Genomic DNA, 16,582 nt, shown 5'->3' with positions numbered 1-16,582 from the left:
TGACCGGGGCATGAGCACTCCGGTACGCGGCCGGGTCCGCGTGGCACAAGGCGCGAAGCGGGTGCGGGTGTTCCTCGGCGGCCAGGTCGTCGCGGACACGGTGCACCCCCTTCTGGTGTGGGAAGTCCCGTACTACCCCACGTACTACTTCCCGCGCGCGGACGTCGTGAGCGGCGTTCTCGCCCCCTCCGGCCGGACGTCGCACTCGCCCAGCCGCGGAGAAGGTGTTCTGTCGACGATAAAGGCCGGCCGGGCCGAGGCGGTGGACGGCGCGCTGGAGTACCCGGATTCGCCGATCGAACAGCTGCGCGACCACGTCCGCTTCGAGTTCGGCGCGTTCGACTGGTTCGAAGAGGACGAACAGATCTTCACGCACCCGCGCGACCCCGGCGTGCGCGTCGACGTCCTGCCGAGCTCGCGCCACGTGCGGATCGAGGTCGACGGCGTCACCGTCGCCGACACCGTGCGGCCGCACCTGCTGTTCGAGACCGGCCTGCCGACCCGGTACTACCTGCCCCGCGTGGACGTCCGGATGGACCTGCTGGAGAAGATCGACACCGTGACGCACTGCCCGTACAAGGGCGCCGCGGAGCACTTCGACGTGAACGGGCACGCCGATCTCGCGTGGAGCTACCCGACGCCGCTGCCCGAGAGCACCCGCGTGGCCGGCCTGGTGGCGTTCCTCGACGAGAAGGTAGACGTCTACGTCGACGGCGTCCGGCAGGAGCGGCCGAAGACGAAGTTCGCCTAAGCGTCCGGCAGCCAGTTCCCGTGGAAGCCCGCGGGCACGCGCTGCGGGAGGTGGACGGTGGCGACGGGCGCCGCGGCGACGTTCCCCGCGTCGAGCACGACGAGGTCGCTGCGGTCCTCGGCCGCGTCGTGGACGTAGGTCAGCAGCCAGCCTTCGCCGTGCTCCGCCGGGACGAACACCGCTTCGCCGGGGACTCGTCCGTCGCCGAAGGCGTGCTCGGCCGACGTGCCGGCGTGGAGGTCGTAGCGGCGCAGGAGGTGCCGGCCGGTGACGTGCCCGAACCGCGCGTCGGACCCGGCGAGCCGGTCGTCGATGCGGGGGAACTCGCCCGGCCGGTCGTCGAGCCGGTCTTCGGTCACCGTGCCCGCGACGAGGTCGATCGTCCAGCGCGTCAGGTACGCCGGCGGGTCCTCGTGGCCCGCCCACCACTGGTGGTCGTAGCGGAGGACGTGCACGACGATCCGGCCGTCCGGGGTGTCGAACGCGTTGAGCGTGTGGAAGACGTAGCAGGGCTCGATCTCCAGCCAGCGCACGCCCGCTTCGGGCCGGTCGCGGCGCAGTACCCCGAGGCGGGCGCCGTAGCCCGGATTCCACGCGTAGGGCATGCCCTGCCCGACCGACGCCCGGTCGAAGACGACGGGCAGGTCGTAGAAGACGGCGTGGCTGTTCGTGAGCGCGAAGTCGTGCATCATCGTCAGGCCCGGCACGTCGATCGGCTGCTTGACGACGAGCTTCCCGGCCGCGTCGGCGCGGTAGTAGCTCACGTGCGGCGCGGTGATGCTGCCGTAGCCGAAGAAGTGCAGTTCCCCGGTCTGCGGGCAGATCTTCGGGTGCGCGGTCATCGAGTCGGCCAGCTCGCCGCCGAAGTCGTGGACGCCGACGGTCTCGAGGTCCGTCGTGATCTCGTACGGCAGCGAGGATTCGACGAGCGCGAGCGTGCGGCCGGCGTGGTTGACGACGTGCGTGTTCGCGACACTCGCGTGCAGGTTCCGCGTGCCGTCCTCGTTGTACAGGCGGAGATCCGGGTTCGCGAAGCTGTCGGTGCGCACCCAGCGGTTGCGGTACCAGGCGGCGCGGCCCGCTTCGAGGCGGACGCCGTGGACCATGCCGTCGCCGGTGAACCAGTGCCGGCTGTCCGTCCGGGGGTTGGGGCCGTTGCGCAGGTACCAGCCGGTCAGCTCGGGCGGCAGGGCGCCGGTCACCGGGAGGTCGAACGCGGTCAGCTCGTCGTGGACGGGCGCGTAGGCGCCGGTGAGGTGGAACGCGGAGGTCGTCACGCGGCGGCCCGGGCCCGGACGATGCGCGGGTAGCGGACGGTGAAGGCGACGGGGACCGCGAAGCAGACGACCTTGAGCGCGATCAACGCCACCGTCGCGTGCGGCGCGTAGTTCAGCAGCGTGATGCCGGCGAGGCCGCCGACGGTGAAGCTGATCGCCCAGACGAGCGTGATGACCACGTTGACCCGCTTGAAGATCGGGTTGTCCCAGAGGCTTTCGGGGGTCGTCGTGCGGGCGATGCCGAGGGTGAACGGCTGCCGGATGGCCAGCGAGCCCCAGGCGGTCAGCGCCAGCCACGCGTCGGTGAGCGCGCCGGTGTAGGTCTTCAGCGGCGACGCCGGGAAGGCGAACGCGACGGCGGTGAGCAGCGCGAAGAAGGCGAAGCCGCTCCACTCGAGGATCAGGGTGTCGGCCTTGCGGCCCCGGCGGCGGGCCGGCAGGAGGAGCGCGGTGGAGATCACCAGGCCGGTGAGCCCGGACCAGCGCCAGTCGAACTGCGTCGCGACCACGGCGAACGCGATCCACGGCAGGAGGCTTTTCAAGTAGTTCACGGCGAGTCCCCGTCTCGACATTCCAGTTGTGACATGTCGAAGTTAGAAGCTCCTGAGTCGACATGTCAAGAGTGGAATGTCATGATGGGCGCATGAGCCTTCGACACGCGGTGCTCGGCATGCTGGCCGACGAGCCGGGAAGCGGCTATGACCTGCTGAAACGCTTCGAGCGCGCGATGGCCAACGTCTGGCCGGCGACGCAGAGCCAGCTCTACGGCGAGCTCGGCAAGCTGGAGACGGCGGGCATGATCCGCGTCCACGCCGAAGGCCCCCGCGGGCGCAAGGAGTACGAAATCACCGACGGCGGGCTGGCGGAGCTGCGCCACTGGCTGGTCGAGGTCGACCCGGGCGGCCCCCCGCGCAGTGCGGGGCTGCTGCGGGTCTACTTCCTCGGCTCGGTCTCCCCGGAGCAGGCCCGCGGCTACGTCGCGGCGATGGGCGAGACGGCGACGGAGCGCGAGAAGCGGCTGGCGGAACTGGAAGACACGGTCGACTGGGGCGACGACAACCAGTCCGTCTACGGCCGGCTCGTCCTGGAGTGGGGCAAGCGCTTTTCGGCGATGCAGCGCGAGTGGGCGGAGTGGGCGGTCAAGCAGATCGGATGACCGGCGTATAACGCCCTATTCGGCGGTTCTCTCAGGCAGCGTGCCGGCCGTGGGCCTGGCGGCGGAAGGGGCGCGGCCGCGGCCGTCCGGCCGGGGCGTCCACAGTGGACCCGGAGACCGTCGAGCCGCCGTCGTCGGCCGTCGCCGCCGGTAGTGGTGCGCCGCCGTGGTCGCGGTGACCGCGGTGCACCGTCCAGAGCAGCGCCAGGCCGAGCACAACCAGGACGTGCGTCGCGAGCCGGGCGAGCGTCACCTGGCCCGCCGCCAGGTCGCCGGCCGACAGCACCAGCAGGACCCCGACGAACCCGGCCAGCACCGGCAGCTGCCCGCCCGCCGTCCGGGGCCGCGCCACCGCCGTCAGCAGGCCGATCCCGATCGCCAGGTTCCACGCGCCGCTCTCGTGGCCGAGGTGGGCGAGGCCGTGCCCGCCGTCGGTGCCCAGCAGCTGCGCGAACGCCAGGCCGAGCTGCCCGATCGCCACCACGGCCAGCGCGATCCGCGGGCCCCAGCCTTCGCCCGACGGCGCCGGCGTGCGCTCGAGGATCGCCGCCGTGAGGTCCGGGACCGGCGGCGCCGGGCGCAGCACCATCGCGCGCCGCAGCCCGGCCGCGGCCGCGAACCACTCGCGGCACGCCGCGCAGCCCTCCAGGTGCCGGTCGACGCCGACCGGCTCGTCCTCGCCGTCCAACCGGGCCGAAAGCCCTTCGCGGCACTCCTCGCACTTCACCTCCCAGTAGTCGGACGGCGGGTCCCGGCGGTTCCCGGTTACTGCTAGGTTCCGGACCATGACCCGCGGTGAAGACGACGAACGCGTCACCAGCCTGGCCATGGCCGCGGGCCGCGGCGACCGGCGCGCCCTCGAAGAGTGGGTCCGCGCGACGCAGGCCGATGTCTGGCGCTTCCTCGCCCACCTCACCGACGCCGCCGCGGCCGACGACCTGACCCAAGAGACGTACCTTCGCGCCTTCGGCAGCCTTCGCCGCTTCGCCGGACGTTCGTCGTCGCGGACGTGGCTGCTGTCCATCGCGCGCCGGGTGGTCGTCGACCAGATCCGGGCCGCGGGCGCCCGCCCGAAGATCGCCGACACCGACTGGGAAGCGGCCGCCGAGCGCACGCGCGACCCGGCGGCCGGCTTCGAGGAGCTCGTCGAGCTGGGCCTGCTGCTCGACGGCCTGGAACCGGAGCGGCGCGAAGTCCTCGTGCTGACTCAGGTGCTCGGCCTGTCCTACGCCGAGGCGGCGGACGTCTGCGGCTGCCCGGTCGGCACGGTCCGCTCCCGCGTCGCCCGCGCGCGCGACGACCTGATCCAGGCCCGGCGCGCCCGGGGCGCCGGTTAGCGGACGCCCGGACCGTAGCGGCGCGCCATCCCGACCAGCCATTCCCGGCCGACCGGGTTGGCCGTGTGGACGCGCACTTCCGGCGGCCAGCGGTCGTTTTCGCACAACCACAGCACGACCGGGCGGGTCGTGTCGTCGCCGCCCAGGTCGTGGTCGAGGGAGAGCGCCGTGAACTCGCCGGCGGCGAGCAGGTCGATCGCCGCCGCGCTAGTCTTCGCCCAGGTCCAGCCCGGCGGGGCCGGCCGCAGGTCGTCCACCCAGAGGCGGGTCACGCCGCGAGCAGTTCGCGGGTGCGGGCCTGCTCCGCCGTCGACCCGAACGGGATCACCAGCAGCTCGGTCGCGCCGGCGTCCTCGAGCGACTTCACCTGGCGCCGCACGGTTTCCTCGTCGCCCGCGATGACGCTGTCCGACACGCGTGCGTGCCCGTCGCGGTCCAAAATGGACCGATACGCCGGCACCCGCGCCGCCGCGCCGTAGGTCTCCTCCACCCACGACCGGCGTTCGTCCACTTCGGACGTCACGCAGATCAGCCGGCCGGCCACCACCCGGCCGCCAGCGAGGGTCGGCGCCACGAACTCGCCGATCGCCCGGGGGCCGGCCCACGTCGTGATCACGCCGTCGGCCAGCTCGCCCGCCAGCCGCGTCGAGCCCGGGCTCACCGAGCCGACCAGGACCGCCGGCCGGGACGCCCCGGGCGTCTTCAGCCCGCCCGCGGCCGTCAGGGATTCGCCGTGGACGTCCGCCTTTTCCCCGCGCAGCAGCGGGTTCAGCGCTTCGAGGTACTCGCGCAGGTGCCGCAGCGGGCGGTCGTAGGAGTAGCCGAACTCCTGCTCGACGACGTACTTGTGGCTCAGCCCGACGCCGAGGTGGACCGGCGCGCCGGTCGCGGCCTGGACCGTCAGCGCCTGCGCGGCCATCGTGATCGGGTGGCGCGGGTACGTCGGCACGACGCACGTTCCCAGCTCGACGCCGGGCACGCCGAGTGCGGGCAACGCCGTGAGCGCGTCCCAGCCGCCGCGCTGCGCCAGCCAAACCGTGCTGTAACCGAGCTTCGCGGCTTCGCGTGCCTGCGCGCGCATGTCGTCGAAGCCGACCCCCAGTTCGTCGATCAGGATGCCGGTGCGCATGGTGTCCTCCCAGTTTCAGTACGCGCGCTCGAGCTGCTTCCGGTCGAGCGCGACGGATTCGGTGAACAGCGCGACCACCCGCGGCGCGACGGCCCGCAGCCGCATCGTCGAGACGGCGACCGGCTCGAAGGCGTGCGCGACGGTGTCGGCGAGCAGCGCGGGGGCCGGCGGGGGAGTCTCGACGAGGAACCCGTGCAGCACCGCCCGGTAGGCGACGGCGAGTTCCCGGGCCGGCCGGTCGGTGCGCAGGAGGTCGTTGGCCGCCAGCAGTTCGAGGTACTCGACGAACGCCTCGTCGTGCCGCGGGTCGAGCTTGGCGTGCAGTTTCGGCAGGAGCTTCCCGAGCGTGTCGGCATCATCGGCGTACCCCGCCCGCAGCAGCGGCCGCCCCAGCACGTTCGCGTACTGGACCTCGGTCAGCCGCGACAGCCGCGCGGCGAGCGGGTCGGCGTCGACCGCCCGGACGAGGTCTTCGATGCTGCGCACGGACTCCCGGAGCAGGACGGCGAGGAACAGCTCCTCGCGGTTCTTCCAGTGCAGGTAGACGGTTCCCTTGCCGACCCCCGCGCGCTCGGCGACGTCTTCGATCGTCGTCCGCCGGTAGCCGGCCCGCAGCAGCAGCTCGGCGGCCGCGTCGAGGATCCGCTCGGCCCGCTCGGCGCGGTCTTCGGCTGGAGGCACCCGGCCATCATATGACCAATTTCGAAATCTGGTCAAACGTCGAACCGAAAACGGCGGGACGCACGCCGCGTCCCGCCGTCGGGGTCAGCCGTCCGAGGACTGCTTCCAGAGGTTGATGTCCGCGTCGGTCGCGTGCCCGTCGATCTCGGTCAGCTCCTCGGAGGAGAAGTCGAGGTTGCCGAGCGCGCCGACGTTGTCCTCCAGCTGCGTGACGCTGCTGGCACCGATCAGCACCGACGTCACGCGGCTGTCGCGCAACGCCCACGCGAGCGCCAGCTGCGCCAGCGACTGGCCGCGCCGGGCCGCGATGTCGTTGAGCGCGCGGACGCGGTTCAGGCGGTTCTCGTCCAGGGTGCCCGGGTCGAGCGACTTGCCCTGCGCCGCCCGCGAATCCGCGGGGACGCCCTTCAGGTACTTGTCGGTCAGCAGCCCCTGCGCGAGCGGCGAGAACGCGATGCAGCCGGCGCCCGCCTCTTCGAGGGTGTCGAGGAGCCCGTCCTCTTCGATCCAGCGGTTCAGCATCGAGTACGACGGCTGGTGGATCAGCAGCGGCGTGCCGAGCTCGCGCAGCAGCCGCGCGGCCTCGGCGGTCCGCTCCGAGCTGTACGAAGAAATCCCGACGTAGAGCGCTTTCCCGGCGCGGACGGCGGAGTCGAGCGCCCCGACCGTCTCCTCCAGCGGCGTCTCGGGGTCGAACCGGTGCGAGTAGAAGATGTCGACGTGGTCCAGGCCCATCCGGGCCAGCGACTGGTCCAGTGAGGACAGCAGGTACTTGCGGGAGCCCCACTCGCCGTACGGGCCGGGCCACATGTCGTAGCCGGCCTTGGTCGAGATCACCAGCTCGTCGCGGTACGGCCGGAAGTCGGTGGCCAGCAGCCGCCCGAAGTTCTCCTCCGCCGAGCCGTACGGCGGGCCGTAGTTGTTGGCCAGGTCGAAGTGCGTGATGCCGAGGTCGAACGCGCGGCGCGTGATGTCGCGCTGGGTCTGCAGCGGCCGGTCGTGGCCGAAGTTGTGCCACAGCCCGAGCGAGATCGCGGGCAGCTTGAGCCCGGAACGTCCGCAGCGCCGGTAGGGGATCGTTTCGTATCGGCCGGAAGCCGCAACGTAGGTCACGCGGCCGATGCTAGCCCGAAGGTCGGGTACGCTCCTGGTGAGCGACCGCTTAGGAGGCACGTGGTGGGCACCGGATTCTTCACCTCCGTCGACGACGTGTCGGCCAAGCTGGCCGAAGCCGGTTACCTGGCGTCGACGGCCGTGGCGACCACGGTGTTCCTCGCCGACCGGCTCGGCAAGCCGTTGCTGGTCGAGGGCCCCGCCGGCGTCGGCAAGACCGAGCTCGCCAAGGCCGTCGCGCAGGTCGGCGGCGCACGGCTGGTGCGCCTGCAGTGCTACGAAGGCATCGACGAGGCCCGCGCGCTGTACGAGTGGAACCACGCGAAGCAGCTGCTGCGGATCACCGCCGGCCGCGACGAGACGTGGGAGCAGGCCCGCACCGACATCTTCGGCGAGGAGTTCCTGCTGCGCCGCCCGCTGCTGACGGCGATCTCGTCGGACGAGCCGACCGTGCTGCTCATCGACGAGACCGACAAGGCCGACATGGAGGTCGAGGGCCTGCTGCTGGAGGTGCTCGGCGACTTCCAGGTGACCGTGCCGGAGCTGGGCACGATCACCGCCACGCGCGCGCCGTTCGCCGTGCTGACGTCCAACGCGACGCGCGAGCTGTCCGAGGCGCTGCGCCGCCGGTGCCTGTTCCTGCACATCGACTTCCCGGACGAAGAGCTCGAGCGCGACATCGTCCGGTTGAAGGTTCCGGGCATCGACGCCGCGCTCGCCGACTCCGTCGTCCGGGTGATCGCGGCCCTGCGCGCGATGGACCTGCGCAAGCTGCCCTCGGTCGCCGAGACCATCGACTGGGCCCGCACGCTGCTCGCGCTGGGCGCCTCGACCCTGGACGAGCACGTCGTGCGGGAGAGCCTCGGCGTCGTCCTCAAGCACCAGGACGACATCGCGAAGGCCGGCGCCGGCCTGAAGCTCGAACAGGTCCTGGACGCGTCGTGACCGGCGGCGTGCCGGAGCGGCTCGCGTCGTTCGTCCGGGCACTGCGGGCCCAGGGCATCCCGGCCGGCCCCGCCGAGACGGTCGACGCCGCGGCCGCGCTGGAGGTCCTCGGCATGGACGACCGTTCGCTCGTCCGGGAGGGCCTGGCCGCGGCCCTGGTGCGCCGCGGCGGGCAGCGCGCGGTGTTCGACGCCGCGTTCGACCTGTACTTCCCGGCCGGGATCGGCGCGCCGGAGCGGGCCCGCGAAGACCGGCCGACGACCCTGGAGGAGCTGCGCGCGGAACTGGCGACGGCACTGGCCGACGGCGACCAGCAGGCCCTGGCCCAGCTCGCCGGGCTGGCCGTCGACATGCTGGGCCAGTACGGCTCGGCGTCCGGGCCCGGTGGCGGCTTTTCGGCCCACCAGACGCTGGAGCGGCTCCAGCCGCAGACGCTCATCGCGCGGGTGCTGGCCGCGGTGCGCGGGGGCGGCGCGCCCGGAGAGTTCACCGACCGGCTCGACCGCGACGAGATCCGCCGCCGCGTCGAAGGCTTCCGCGGCCAGGTGCGTACCGAGGCGCGCCGCCGCGCGGCCGAGGTCCGCGGCCGCGAACGCGTCGCCAAGCACGCCATCGCGCCCGCGCCCGACCGCGTCGACTTCCTCATCGCCAGCCGCACCCAGCTCGCCGAGCTGCGGCGCACGATCCAGCCGCTGTCCCGCAAGCTGGCGACGCGCTTGGCGGCGCGCCGCCGCCGGATGACGCGCGGGCAGATCGACCTGCGCCGCACGCTGCGGCGGTCGCTGTCGACCGGCGGGGTCCCGGTGCGCCCCGCCTACCGCCACCGGCGGCCCGGCCGGCCGGAGATCGTGCTGCTGTGCGACCTGTCCGGCTCGGTGGCCGGGTTCGCGAACTTCACGATGCTGCTGGTGCAGGCGCTGCGCGACCAGTTCAGCAAGATCCGGGTGTTCGCGTTCGTCGACAGCGCCGACGAGGTCACCCACCTGGTCACCACCGGCGCGGCCGACCCGGAGCACCTCGGCGCGCGCATGCTGTCCGAAGCGGCGCTGGTGCGCTGGGACGGCCACAGCGACTACGGCGGCTCCCTGCGCCAGTTCACCGCGAACTGGCTCGACGCGGTCGGCCCGCGGACGTCGGTGCTGATCCTCGGCGACGCCCGCACCAACGGCGGCGACCCCAACCTCGACGCCGTCCGCGAGATCAAGGCCCGCGCCCGGCACGTCTACTGGCTGAATCCCGAGCGGCGGTCGCTGTGGTCGACCGGCGACTCGGCGGCGCTGGAGTACGCCGAGGTCGTCGAGATGCACGAGTGCCGCACGGTGCACCAGCTGGGCGCGCTGGTCACCCGCCTGCTGCCGGTGTGAGCCACGCGTCGATGTCGCGCAGCATCCGCTCCTTCGTCGCTTCGGGCGCGAAGGACGCCGTGACGCTCGCCCGGGCGAAGCCGGCCATCGCCGTGTCGTCGTAACCGAAGGCGTCGCGGACGCGCGCGTACTCCGCGGCCAGGTTCGCGCCGGTGACCGACGGGACGTCGGTGTTGAGCGTGACCGTCAGCCCGGCCTCGACCAGCCGGGGGAGCGGGTGCTCCGGCAGGGACGGGACCAGCCCGAGCGTCACGTTCGACGACGGGCAGACCTCCAGCGCGAGCCCCCGTTCGCGGACCTCGGTGACGAGCGCGGGGTCGTCGAGGACGCGGATGCCGTGGCCGAGCCGTTCGGTGCGGCCGACTTCGAGGGCTTCGCGGATGCTGTCCGGGCCGGCGTCCTCGCCGGTGTGGTGCAGCAGGTGGAGGCCTGCCGCGCGGGCCTTCTCGAAGACCGTCGCGAAGGGACGGAGGGAGTGGTTCTCCTCGCCCGCCATCCCGATCGCGAACACTTCGTCGTACTTCAGCGCGAGGTCGAGGGTGCGCTCGGCGCGGTCGACCGGACGACGTCGGGAATGGTCCAGCAGCAGCCGCCAGTCGAGGCCGGCGGTGCTCGCGTTCAGTCCTTTGAGGACGGACTCCAGCGGCATCGCGAGGTCGCCGAGGCGTTCCCCGTGCGAGGCCGCGGTGAACGTGAGCTCGGCGTAGCGCGTGCCTTGGGCGGCTTCGTCTTCGCAGTACTCGCGGGCGATGCGTTCGAAGTCTTCGGGACGCCGGAGGCACGAACGGATGAGCGCGTTGTAGTCGGCGAAGGCGCGGAAGCCGTCGAACACCGGCGGCTCGGCGGGGACGGCGACGCCGTTGGCCTCGCCGAGTTCGCGGAGCGTGTCCGGGCGGATCGTGCTCTCCAGGTGGACGTGCAGGTGGGCCTTCGGCAGGGCCGCGAGGTCGCGCATGATCGCGAGCGTAGGCCGCGTCGGGGGTCCCGGGCGCGTGATTTTCGGGGGTGCGGCGGTTTGGCCGTCGTCACACGGGGAACCTCCGGGTGGTTCGTCCGCGTTGTCAGGACGACCGGAAACCCGATCAGGGAGGACCACCGTGCCGTTGATGCGCAAACTGACCATGCTGGCCGGGGCCGCGGGCGCGGCCCGTGCCTACGCGAAGAAGAACCCCGAAAAGGTGAACCAGGTCGTCGGCAAGGCCGCGAAGTTCGTCGACGACAAGACCAAGGGAAAGTACCACCAGCAGATCGCCGGCGCGGTCCGCAAGGTCAACTCGGTGACCGGCCCGGACGGCCGCCCGGGTCCGGCCGCCCGGTAGGTCACTCCGCCGTCAGGACCTCGAGGACGCCTTCGCCGTACTTGGCGAGCTTGTTCTCGCCGACGCCGCTGACCGTGCCCAGCTCGGCCAGTGACGACGGCCGCTGCGTCGCGATCTGACGCAGGGTCGCGTCGTGGAAAACCACGTACGCGGGCACGCCCTGCTCCTTCGCGACGCCGGCCCGCCAGGCACGCAGGCGCTCGAACAGCGGGGCCGCCTCCGCCGGCATGTCCGCCGCGGGGGCGGCCTTCCGCGCGCTGCGGACCCGGGCCGCCGCGGCGCGCTCGGGCTCGCGGCGCAGCATCACTTCGCGGCCGCCGGACAGCACCTCGGCGCTGGCTTCGGTGAGCACCAGCGAGCCGTAGTCGCCTTCGACGGCCAGCAGGCCCTGGGCCAGCAGCTGCCGGACGACCGCGCGCCACTCGGGCTCGCGCAGCTCGGTGCCGATGCCGAACGTCTTGAGCGTGTCGTGCTGGAACTGCGTGACCTTCGGCGTCGACTTGCCGAGCAGGATGTCGATCACCTGGCCCGCGCCGAACTTCTGGCGCCGCTCGTTGCGCAGCCGCACGATCGTCGACAGCAGCTTCTGCGCCGGGATCGTGCCGTCCCACTTCTCCGGCGGGCTCAGGCACGTGTCGCAGTTGCCGCAGGGCTCGGCCTTCTGGCCGAAGTAGTTGAGGATCTGCACGCGCCGGCATTCGACCGTCTCGCACAGCGCCAGCATCGCGTTCAGGTGCGCGGCCTGCCGCCGCCGGTGCGCCTCGTCGCCCTCGGACGTGTCGATCATCTTGCGCTGCTGCACGACGTCCTGCAGCCCGTACGCGAGCCACGCGGTGGACGGCAGCCCGTCCCGGCCCGCGCGCCCGGTCTCCTGGTAGTAGCCCTCGACGGACTTCGGCAGGTCGAGGTGCGCGACGAACCGGACGTCCGGTTTGTCGATGCCCATGCCGAACGCGATCGTGGCGACCACGACCAGGCCGTCCTCGCGCAGGAACCGCGACTGGTGCTTCGCGCGGGTGCGCGCGTCGAGGCCCGCGTGGTACGGCACCGCCGGGATCCCGTTCTGCACCAGGAATTCCGCGGTCTTCTCGACCGAGTTGCGCGACAGGCAGTAGACGATCCCCGCGTCACCCTTGTGCTCGGCCTGCAGCAGCTCCAGGAGCTGCCGCTGCGGCGAGTTCTTGCCGACGATCCGGTACTGGATGTTCGGCCGGTCGAAGCTGGCGACGAAGTGGCGGGCTTCGTCGAGCTTCAGCCGGGCGGAGATCTCCTGGTGCGTGGCCTCGGTCGCCGTCGCGGTCAGCGCGATCCGCGGCACGTCCGGCCAGCGTTCGTGCAGCGAGGACAGCGCCAGGTACTCGGGCCGGAAGTCGTGGCCCCACTGGGAGACGCAGTGCGCTTCGTCGATCGCGAACAGGGCGATCTTCCCGCGGTCGAACAGCCGCGCGGTGGACTCCATCGACAGCCGTTCCGGCGCCAGGTAGAGCAGGTCGAGCTCGCCGGACAGGAACGCCGACTCGACTTCCTGGCGCGCCGCGTAGTCCTGCGTGGAGTTGAGGAACCCGGCGCGGACCCCGGCGTTGCGCAGCGCGTCGACCTGGTCCTGCATCAGCGCGATCAGGGGCGAGACGACCACGCCGACACCGGGCCGCACCAGCGCGGGAATCTGGTAGCACAACGACTTCCCGCCACCGGTGGGCATCAGCACGAGCGCGTCGCCGCCGGCGACCACGTGCTCGACGATCGCCGCCTGGTCGCCGCGGAAGCTGTCGTAGCCGAACACGCGCCGGAGGGTCTCCAGCGCGTCGGACACGGTCGCGAGCTCGGTGTCTGCCACCCGGCCGACTATAGAGCGGGGGTCCGACAGTTCCGGCCCGGCCCGCCGCGGGGTGGCAGACTGGGTCCGTGGAGTACTGGCCGGTTCCCGATCTCGCCGCGCATTTCGCCGGTGCGTGGCGGTTCGACCGTGAGATCCGCACCGCCGACGGCGATCCGGCGGGCGACGTCACCGGCACCGCCACCTTCACCGAGGAGGACGGCGTCCTCGTCTACCGCGAAGCAGGCGAGCTGCGGCTCGGCGGGTACACCGGACCGGTCACCCGGGAGCTGCACTACCGGCCCACCGCGCCCGGCCGCGCCGACGTGCACTTCGACCACGGCGGGTTCTTCCACGCCGTCGACCTGCGCGCCGGGCACTGGGACGCGGACCACCCCTGCCGCGACGACTTCTACCGCGGGAGCTACCGCGTGCTCGACGCGCGCCGCTGGCGGCAGGAGTGGGCGGTCCGCGGCCCGGCGAAGGACCACGTGATCGTCACCCGGTTCCGCCGGCCGCCGGGCTGAGCAGGTCGCCCAGGTCGATCCGGCGCAGGAACTCGCTCCGGATGCGGTCGCCGACCTCGGCGACCAGCCACCCGCCGTCGTCGGCCGGGTCGACGTGCACCCGGAACGGCCGCCGCCCCTTGGGCAGGTCGACCACGCGCGCCAGCTCGTCCGCGACGACCGAGACGTCCGCGTCCGCCGGGGTGATCTCGGCCAGCTTCGCCGCGACCTGGTCCGTCAGGCCCGCGTAGTGCTTCTCGTAGGCCTTCGCGACGGCCTCGTCGGCCGGCTTCCCGGAGTTCGGGAAGTGGTTGGTGCCCGCGGTGAACGCACCCGGCACGATGATCGTGGTGTCGATGCCGAAGCGGGCCACCTCGGCGGCGTAGGAGACCGCGAGGCTGTCCATCGCCGCCTTCGCCGCGAAGTACGGCGCGAGGTAGGGCGGGGTGCCGCCGCGGACGCTGCTGCTCGACACCCACACCAGCAGCCCGTCGCCCTGCGCGCGCAGGTGGGGGAGGGCCGCGCGGTTGACGCGCTGGGTGCCGATCGCGTTGGTGTCGTAGAGCTGCGCGAGCTGCTCCGGCGTGAAGGCCTCGGCCGGGCCGAGCACCATGTGCCCGGCGTTGTGCACGACGACGTCCAGCCGGCCCTGCTCGGCGACGATCCGGGCGATGGCGGCGTCCACCGACTCCTGGCCGGCGACGTCGAGTTCGACGCTGCGCAGGTCGACGTCGTGTTCCCGCGCGTACGCGGCGGCCGCGTCGACCTGGGGCGCGTTGCGGCCGGTGGTGGCGCGCATGCCCGCGTAGACGGTGTGCCCGGCGCGGGCCAGCGCCCGGGCGGAGAGGGCGCCGATCCCGCTGGAGGCGCCGGTGACGACGATGATCACGGTTGTCCTCCTCAGACGATGCCGCCGTTGGCGCGCAGCACCTGGCCGTTGACCCAGCGGGCCGGACCGGCGAGGAACGCGACGACCTCGGCGATGTCCTCGGGCCGGCCGAGCCGCTCGAGCGGCGGCTGCTTGGCCATCCGGGCGATCGTCTCCTCGTCCTTGCCGTCGAGGAACAGCGCGGTCGCCGTCGGGCCGGGCGCGACCGTGTTGACGGTGATGTCGCGGCCGCGCAGCTCGCGCGCCAGGATCATGGTGATCGCCTCGACCGCGCCCTTGGTCGCGTTGTAGATGCCGTAGCCGGGCAGGTTCAGGCCGAGGACCGAGGTCGACGTCGTGATGATCGCGCCGCCCTCGCGCACCCGCCGCGCGGCCTGCTGGGCCACCGCGAACGTGCCGCGGATGTTGGTGCGGTGCACCCGGTCGAGGACCTCGAAGTCGGTGTCGGCGATCGGCGTCGGCGCGTTCATCACGCCGGCCAGGTGGGCGACGACGTCCACTCCGCCGTAGGTGGCCTCCGCGGTGTCGAACAGCTCCGCGACCTGGGTGGGTTCGGCGACGTCGGCGCGGACGGCGATCGCCTGGCCACCGCGCTCGGTGATGGCGTCGACCGCGGCCTTCGCTTCCTTCTCGTTGCCGGCGTAGTTGACGACGACGGCCATGCCATCGGCGGCTAGGCGCTCGGCGACCTGGCGGCCGATGCCGCGCGAGCCGCCGGTGACGATCGCGACCCGGGTTCCGGTGGTGCTCATCGGATGCCTTCTTCCTGTCGGTAACACTGCTTCCGTCTTGCTGTTATCGACGATAGCACTCCGGTGGTAACAACGCTAGTCGTTGGATGTTATCGTCGTTACATCGCTGGTGGGAGCATCGGCATCCGGCGGTATCCGCGCGGCCGGTCGGCCGAATCGCGGAGAAACGCGGTTTTCGGCTCTCCGGTTGCGGGCACACCGGTCGCATCGGGGGCGACATCCGTGAAGGAGTTTGCGCAATGCCCACATGGCTGATCGTCGTGATCGTCGTCGTGGCCGTCGCGGTGCTCGGCGCCGTGATTTGGCTTGTGACACAGGAGATGCAGCGGAAGCGGCTGCAACAGCGGTTCGGCCCGGAGTACGAGCGGGTCGTCAAGGAAAGCGACAACCCCCGTGCGGCGCAACGGGAACTCGCCGAGCGGGAGCGCCGGCACAAGGAGCTCGACATCCGGCCGCTCTCGGCGTCGGCGCGCGAGCGCTACGCCCGGGACTGGGCGCAGGTGCAGGAAAAGTTCGTCGACCAGCCGTCCGCCGCGGTCAGCGAAGCCGACCGGCTCCTCGTGGCGCTGATGGCCGAGCGCGGGTACCCGACCGAGGGTTACGAGCAGCAGGTGACCGACCTTTCCGTGCGGCACGCCAAGACGCTGGAGCACTACCGCGCCGCGCACACCACGCAGCAGAAGCGTGACGGAGCGTCCACTGAGGACCTGCGCGACGCGATGGTCCGCTACCGGACCGTCTTCGAGGACCTGCTGACCGACGGTGCCGACGACGAGCGCGACCGTGACCACGACCGCGGGCACGACCACCACGACCGCCGGAACGGTCACGACCACGACGGCGCCGACCGTCGCGACACCGCCAAGGAAGAGCACCAGGCGTCCGCGCAGCCGCGGACCGAGTGGAACGGAGGACGCTGACCATGACCGAACACCTGACGCGGCACGGCACCGACCACGACGACGACTACGCCCGTGACGACGTGTCCCGCGACGACGCCCGTGACGGCACCGCGGAGGTCCCCGACCAGGAGCGGACCGAGTTCCGCGAGCCGGGCACCGACACCGACCGCGGCACCGGCACCGACCGTGGCACCGACGACCTGGACCGTGGCACCGGCGAGGACCAGAACCTGAGCACCGCCGACCTGGCCTCGGCCTCGGCCGGTCCGGACACCGCCGGCTCCACCGCGGACACCGGTCCCGCGCAGTCGGGCGGCGACGTGGAGACGCCGCCGCTGATCGACGAGGACAAGGTCACCGGGTTCCGCGACCGCTGGCAGAACGTGCAGACCGGCTTCGTCGACGACCCGAAGCAGGCCGTGCGGCAGGCCGACGAGCTCGTCGCTGCCGTGATCAGCGCGCTGGCCACGACGTTCGCCGAGCACAAGAGCGAGCTGGAAGCCCAGTGGCAGCAGGGCGAACCGGCCACCGAAGAGCTGCGGATCGCGCTGCGCCGCTACCGCTCGTTCTTCGACCAGCTGCTGCCGCACTGAGGGCCGCCGCGGTGGCCGGACCCGTTTGCCGGCGGGCATGATCGGGTAGCAC

The 16,582-nt window shown here is 72.2% G+C and carries 20 protein-coding genes; 9 read left to right on the top strand and 11 right to left on the bottom strand.

The features are described 5' to 3' along the window. Nucleotides 1-10: 10 nt before the first annotated feature. Complete coding sequence (locus AB0J40_RS29445) at nt 11-751, top strand: DUF427 domain-containing protein (protein ID WP_364458962.1); 741 nt, start codon at nt 11-13, stop codon at nt 749-751. Here AB0J40_RS29445 and AB0J40_RS29440 read toward each other — a convergent pair. Beyond that, complete coding sequence (locus AB0J40_RS29440; protein ID WP_364458959.1) at nt 748-2,028, bottom strand: carotenoid oxygenase family protein; 1,281 nt, start codon at nt 2,026-2,028, stop codon at nt 748-750. The genes AB0J40_RS29445 and AB0J40_RS29440 overlap by 4 nt on opposite strands. Next, a complete protein-coding gene (locus AB0J40_RS29435; RefSeq protein ID WP_364458957.1) occupies nt 2,025-2,579 on the bottom strand; it encodes a hypothetical protein in 555 nt (184 codons plus the stop codon). Before AB0J40_RS29435 ends, AB0J40_RS29440 begins: the two co-directional genes overlap by 4 nt. Before the next feature lie 92 nt (nt 2,580-2,671). Between AB0J40_RS29435 and AB0J40_RS29430 the strand changes: the two genes are divergently transcribed. Continuing rightward, complete coding sequence (locus AB0J40_RS29430; protein WP_364458955.1) at nt 2,672-3,184, top strand: PadR family transcriptional regulator; 513 nt, start codon at nt 2,672-2,674, stop codon at nt 3,182-3,184. Between the two features lie 31 nt (nt 3,185-3,215). Here the strand turns inward: AB0J40_RS29430 and AB0J40_RS29425 are convergent, their stop codons facing one another. After that, nucleotides 3,216-3,971, bottom strand: coding sequence for a hypothetical protein (locus AB0J40_RS29425; RefSeq protein WP_364458952.1), 756 nt, complete (start codon nt 3,969-3,971; stop codon nt 3,216-3,218). Here AB0J40_RS29425 and sigC point away from each other — a divergent pair. Beyond that, entirely contained in the window at nt 3,970-4,521 is a 552-nt protein-coding gene (gene sigC, locus AB0J40_RS29420; protein ID WP_364458950.1) for an RNA polymerase sigma factor SigC, read from the top strand. The two genes, AB0J40_RS29425 and sigC, sit on opposite strands and share 2 nt — an antisense overlap. Here the strand turns inward: sigC and AB0J40_RS29415 are convergent. The 4 genes from AB0J40_RS29415 to mgrA all read right to left on the bottom strand — a co-directional run bounded on the left by AB0J40_RS29415 (nt 4,518) and on the right by mgrA (nt 7,444). Beyond that, on the bottom strand, nt 4,518-4,793 hold the full coding sequence (locus AB0J40_RS29415; protein ID WP_364458947.1) for a cyclic-phosphate processing receiver domain-containing protein: 276 nt from the start codon (nt 4,791-4,793) through the stop codon (nt 4,518-4,520). The genes sigC and AB0J40_RS29415 overlap by 4 nt on opposite strands. After that, nucleotides 4,790-5,650 (bottom strand): TIGR03564 family F420-dependent LLM class oxidoreductase, encoded by an 861-nt coding sequence (locus AB0J40_RS29410; protein ID WP_364458944.1) that lies wholly within the window; start codon nt 5,648-5,650, stop codon nt 4,790-4,792. Before AB0J40_RS29410 ends, AB0J40_RS29415 begins: the two co-directional genes overlap by 4 nt. Nucleotides 5,651-5,665: 15 nt before the next feature. Continuing rightward, nucleotides 5,666-6,331 (bottom strand): helix-turn-helix domain-containing protein, encoded by a 666-nt coding sequence (locus AB0J40_RS29405; RefSeq protein WP_364458942.1) that lies wholly within the window; start codon nt 6,329-6,331, stop codon nt 5,666-5,668. A gap of 84 nt (nt 6,332-6,415) precedes the next feature. Beyond that, nucleotides 6,416-7,444, bottom strand: coding sequence for an L-glyceraldehyde 3-phosphate reductase (mgrA, locus tag AB0J40_RS29400; protein WP_364458940.1), 1,029 nt, complete (start codon nt 7,442-7,444; stop codon nt 6,416-6,418). A 63-nt stretch (nt 7,445-7,507) separates the two neighbouring features. On the opposite strand from mgrA, the gene AB0J40_RS29395 reads away from it, so the two are divergent. Then, nucleotides 7,508-8,389, top strand: a complete 882-nt coding sequence (locus AB0J40_RS29395; protein ID WP_364458937.1) for a MoxR family ATPase — start codon at nt 7,508-7,510, stop codon at nt 8,387-8,389. Continuing rightward, the gene (locus AB0J40_RS29390; protein WP_364458935.1) at nt 8,386-9,753 is read left to right on the top strand and encodes a VWA domain-containing protein; all 1,368 of its coding nucleotides are present in this window, start codon (nt 8,386-8,388) and stop codon (nt 9,751-9,753) included. Before AB0J40_RS29395 ends, AB0J40_RS29390 begins: the two co-directional genes overlap by 4 nt. On the opposite strand, the gene add is transcribed toward AB0J40_RS29390, so the two are convergent. After that, nucleotides 9,731-10,708 carry an adenosine deaminase gene (add, locus tag AB0J40_RS29385; RefSeq protein WP_364458932.1) on the bottom strand — a complete coding sequence of 326 codons (978 nt, stop codon included), beginning with the start codon at nt 10,706-10,708 and terminating at the stop codon, nt 9,731-9,733. The genes AB0J40_RS29390 and add overlap by 23 nt on opposite strands. A gap of 142 nt (nt 10,709-10,850) precedes the next feature. Here add and AB0J40_RS29380 point away from each other — a divergent pair, with 142 nt between their 5' ends. Continuing rightward, on the top strand, nt 10,851-11,072 hold the full coding sequence (locus AB0J40_RS29380; protein WP_364458931.1) for an antitoxin: 222 nt from the start codon (nt 10,851-10,853) through the stop codon (nt 11,070-11,072). A 1-nt stretch (nt 11,073) separates the two neighbouring features. Here AB0J40_RS29380 and recQ read toward each other — a convergent pair whose 3' ends face one another. After that, nucleotides 11,074-12,909, bottom strand: coding sequence for a DNA helicase RecQ (gene recQ, locus AB0J40_RS29375; RefSeq protein ID WP_364458928.1), 1,836 nt, complete (start codon nt 12,907-12,909; stop codon nt 11,074-11,076). Nucleotides 12,910-12,977: 68 nt separating this feature from the next. Between recQ and AB0J40_RS29370 the strand changes: the two genes are divergently transcribed. Beyond that, nucleotides 12,978-13,415, top strand: a complete 438-nt coding sequence (locus tag AB0J40_RS29370) for a DUF6314 family protein (protein WP_364458926.1) — start codon at nt 12,978-12,980, stop codon at nt 13,413-13,415. Here AB0J40_RS29370 and AB0J40_RS29365 read toward each other — a convergent pair. Next, nucleotides 13,387-14,283: an SDR family oxidoreductase gene (locus AB0J40_RS29365; protein ID WP_364458923.1), complete on the bottom strand. Its 897-nt coding sequence runs from the start codon at nt 14,281-14,283 to the stop codon at nt 13,387-13,389. The two genes, AB0J40_RS29370 and AB0J40_RS29365, sit on opposite strands and share 29 nt — an antisense overlap. A gap of 11 nt (nt 14,284-14,294) precedes the next feature. Beyond that, nucleotides 14,295-15,035 carry an SDR family oxidoreductase gene (locus AB0J40_RS29360; RefSeq protein ID WP_364458920.1) on the bottom strand — a complete coding sequence of 247 codons (741 nt, stop codon included), beginning with the start codon at nt 15,033-15,035 and terminating at the stop codon, nt 14,295-14,297. 239 nt (nt 15,036-15,274) lie between these two features. On the opposite strand from AB0J40_RS29360, the gene AB0J40_RS29355 reads away from it, so the two are divergent. Continuing rightward, nucleotides 15,275-15,955 (top strand): hypothetical protein, encoded by a 681-nt coding sequence (locus AB0J40_RS29355; RefSeq protein ID WP_364458918.1) that lies wholly within the window; start codon nt 15,275-15,277, stop codon nt 15,953-15,955. Nucleotides 15,956-15,957: 2 nt separating this feature from the next. After that, nucleotides 15,958-16,530, top strand: a complete 573-nt coding sequence (locus tag AB0J40_RS29350; protein WP_364458915.1) for a hypothetical protein — start codon at nt 15,958-15,960, stop codon at nt 16,528-16,530. Nucleotides 16,531-16,582: the final 52 nt, after the last annotated feature.

Source organism: Amycolatopsis sp. NPDC049691, assembly GCF_040675005.1.
Taxonomy (GTDB): domain Bacteria; phylum Actinomycetota; class Actinomycetes; order Mycobacteriales; family Pseudonocardiaceae; genus Amycolatopsis.
Note: the sequence above shows the minus strand (reverse complement) of the source record. Positions and strands in the feature narration are given on the sequence as shown.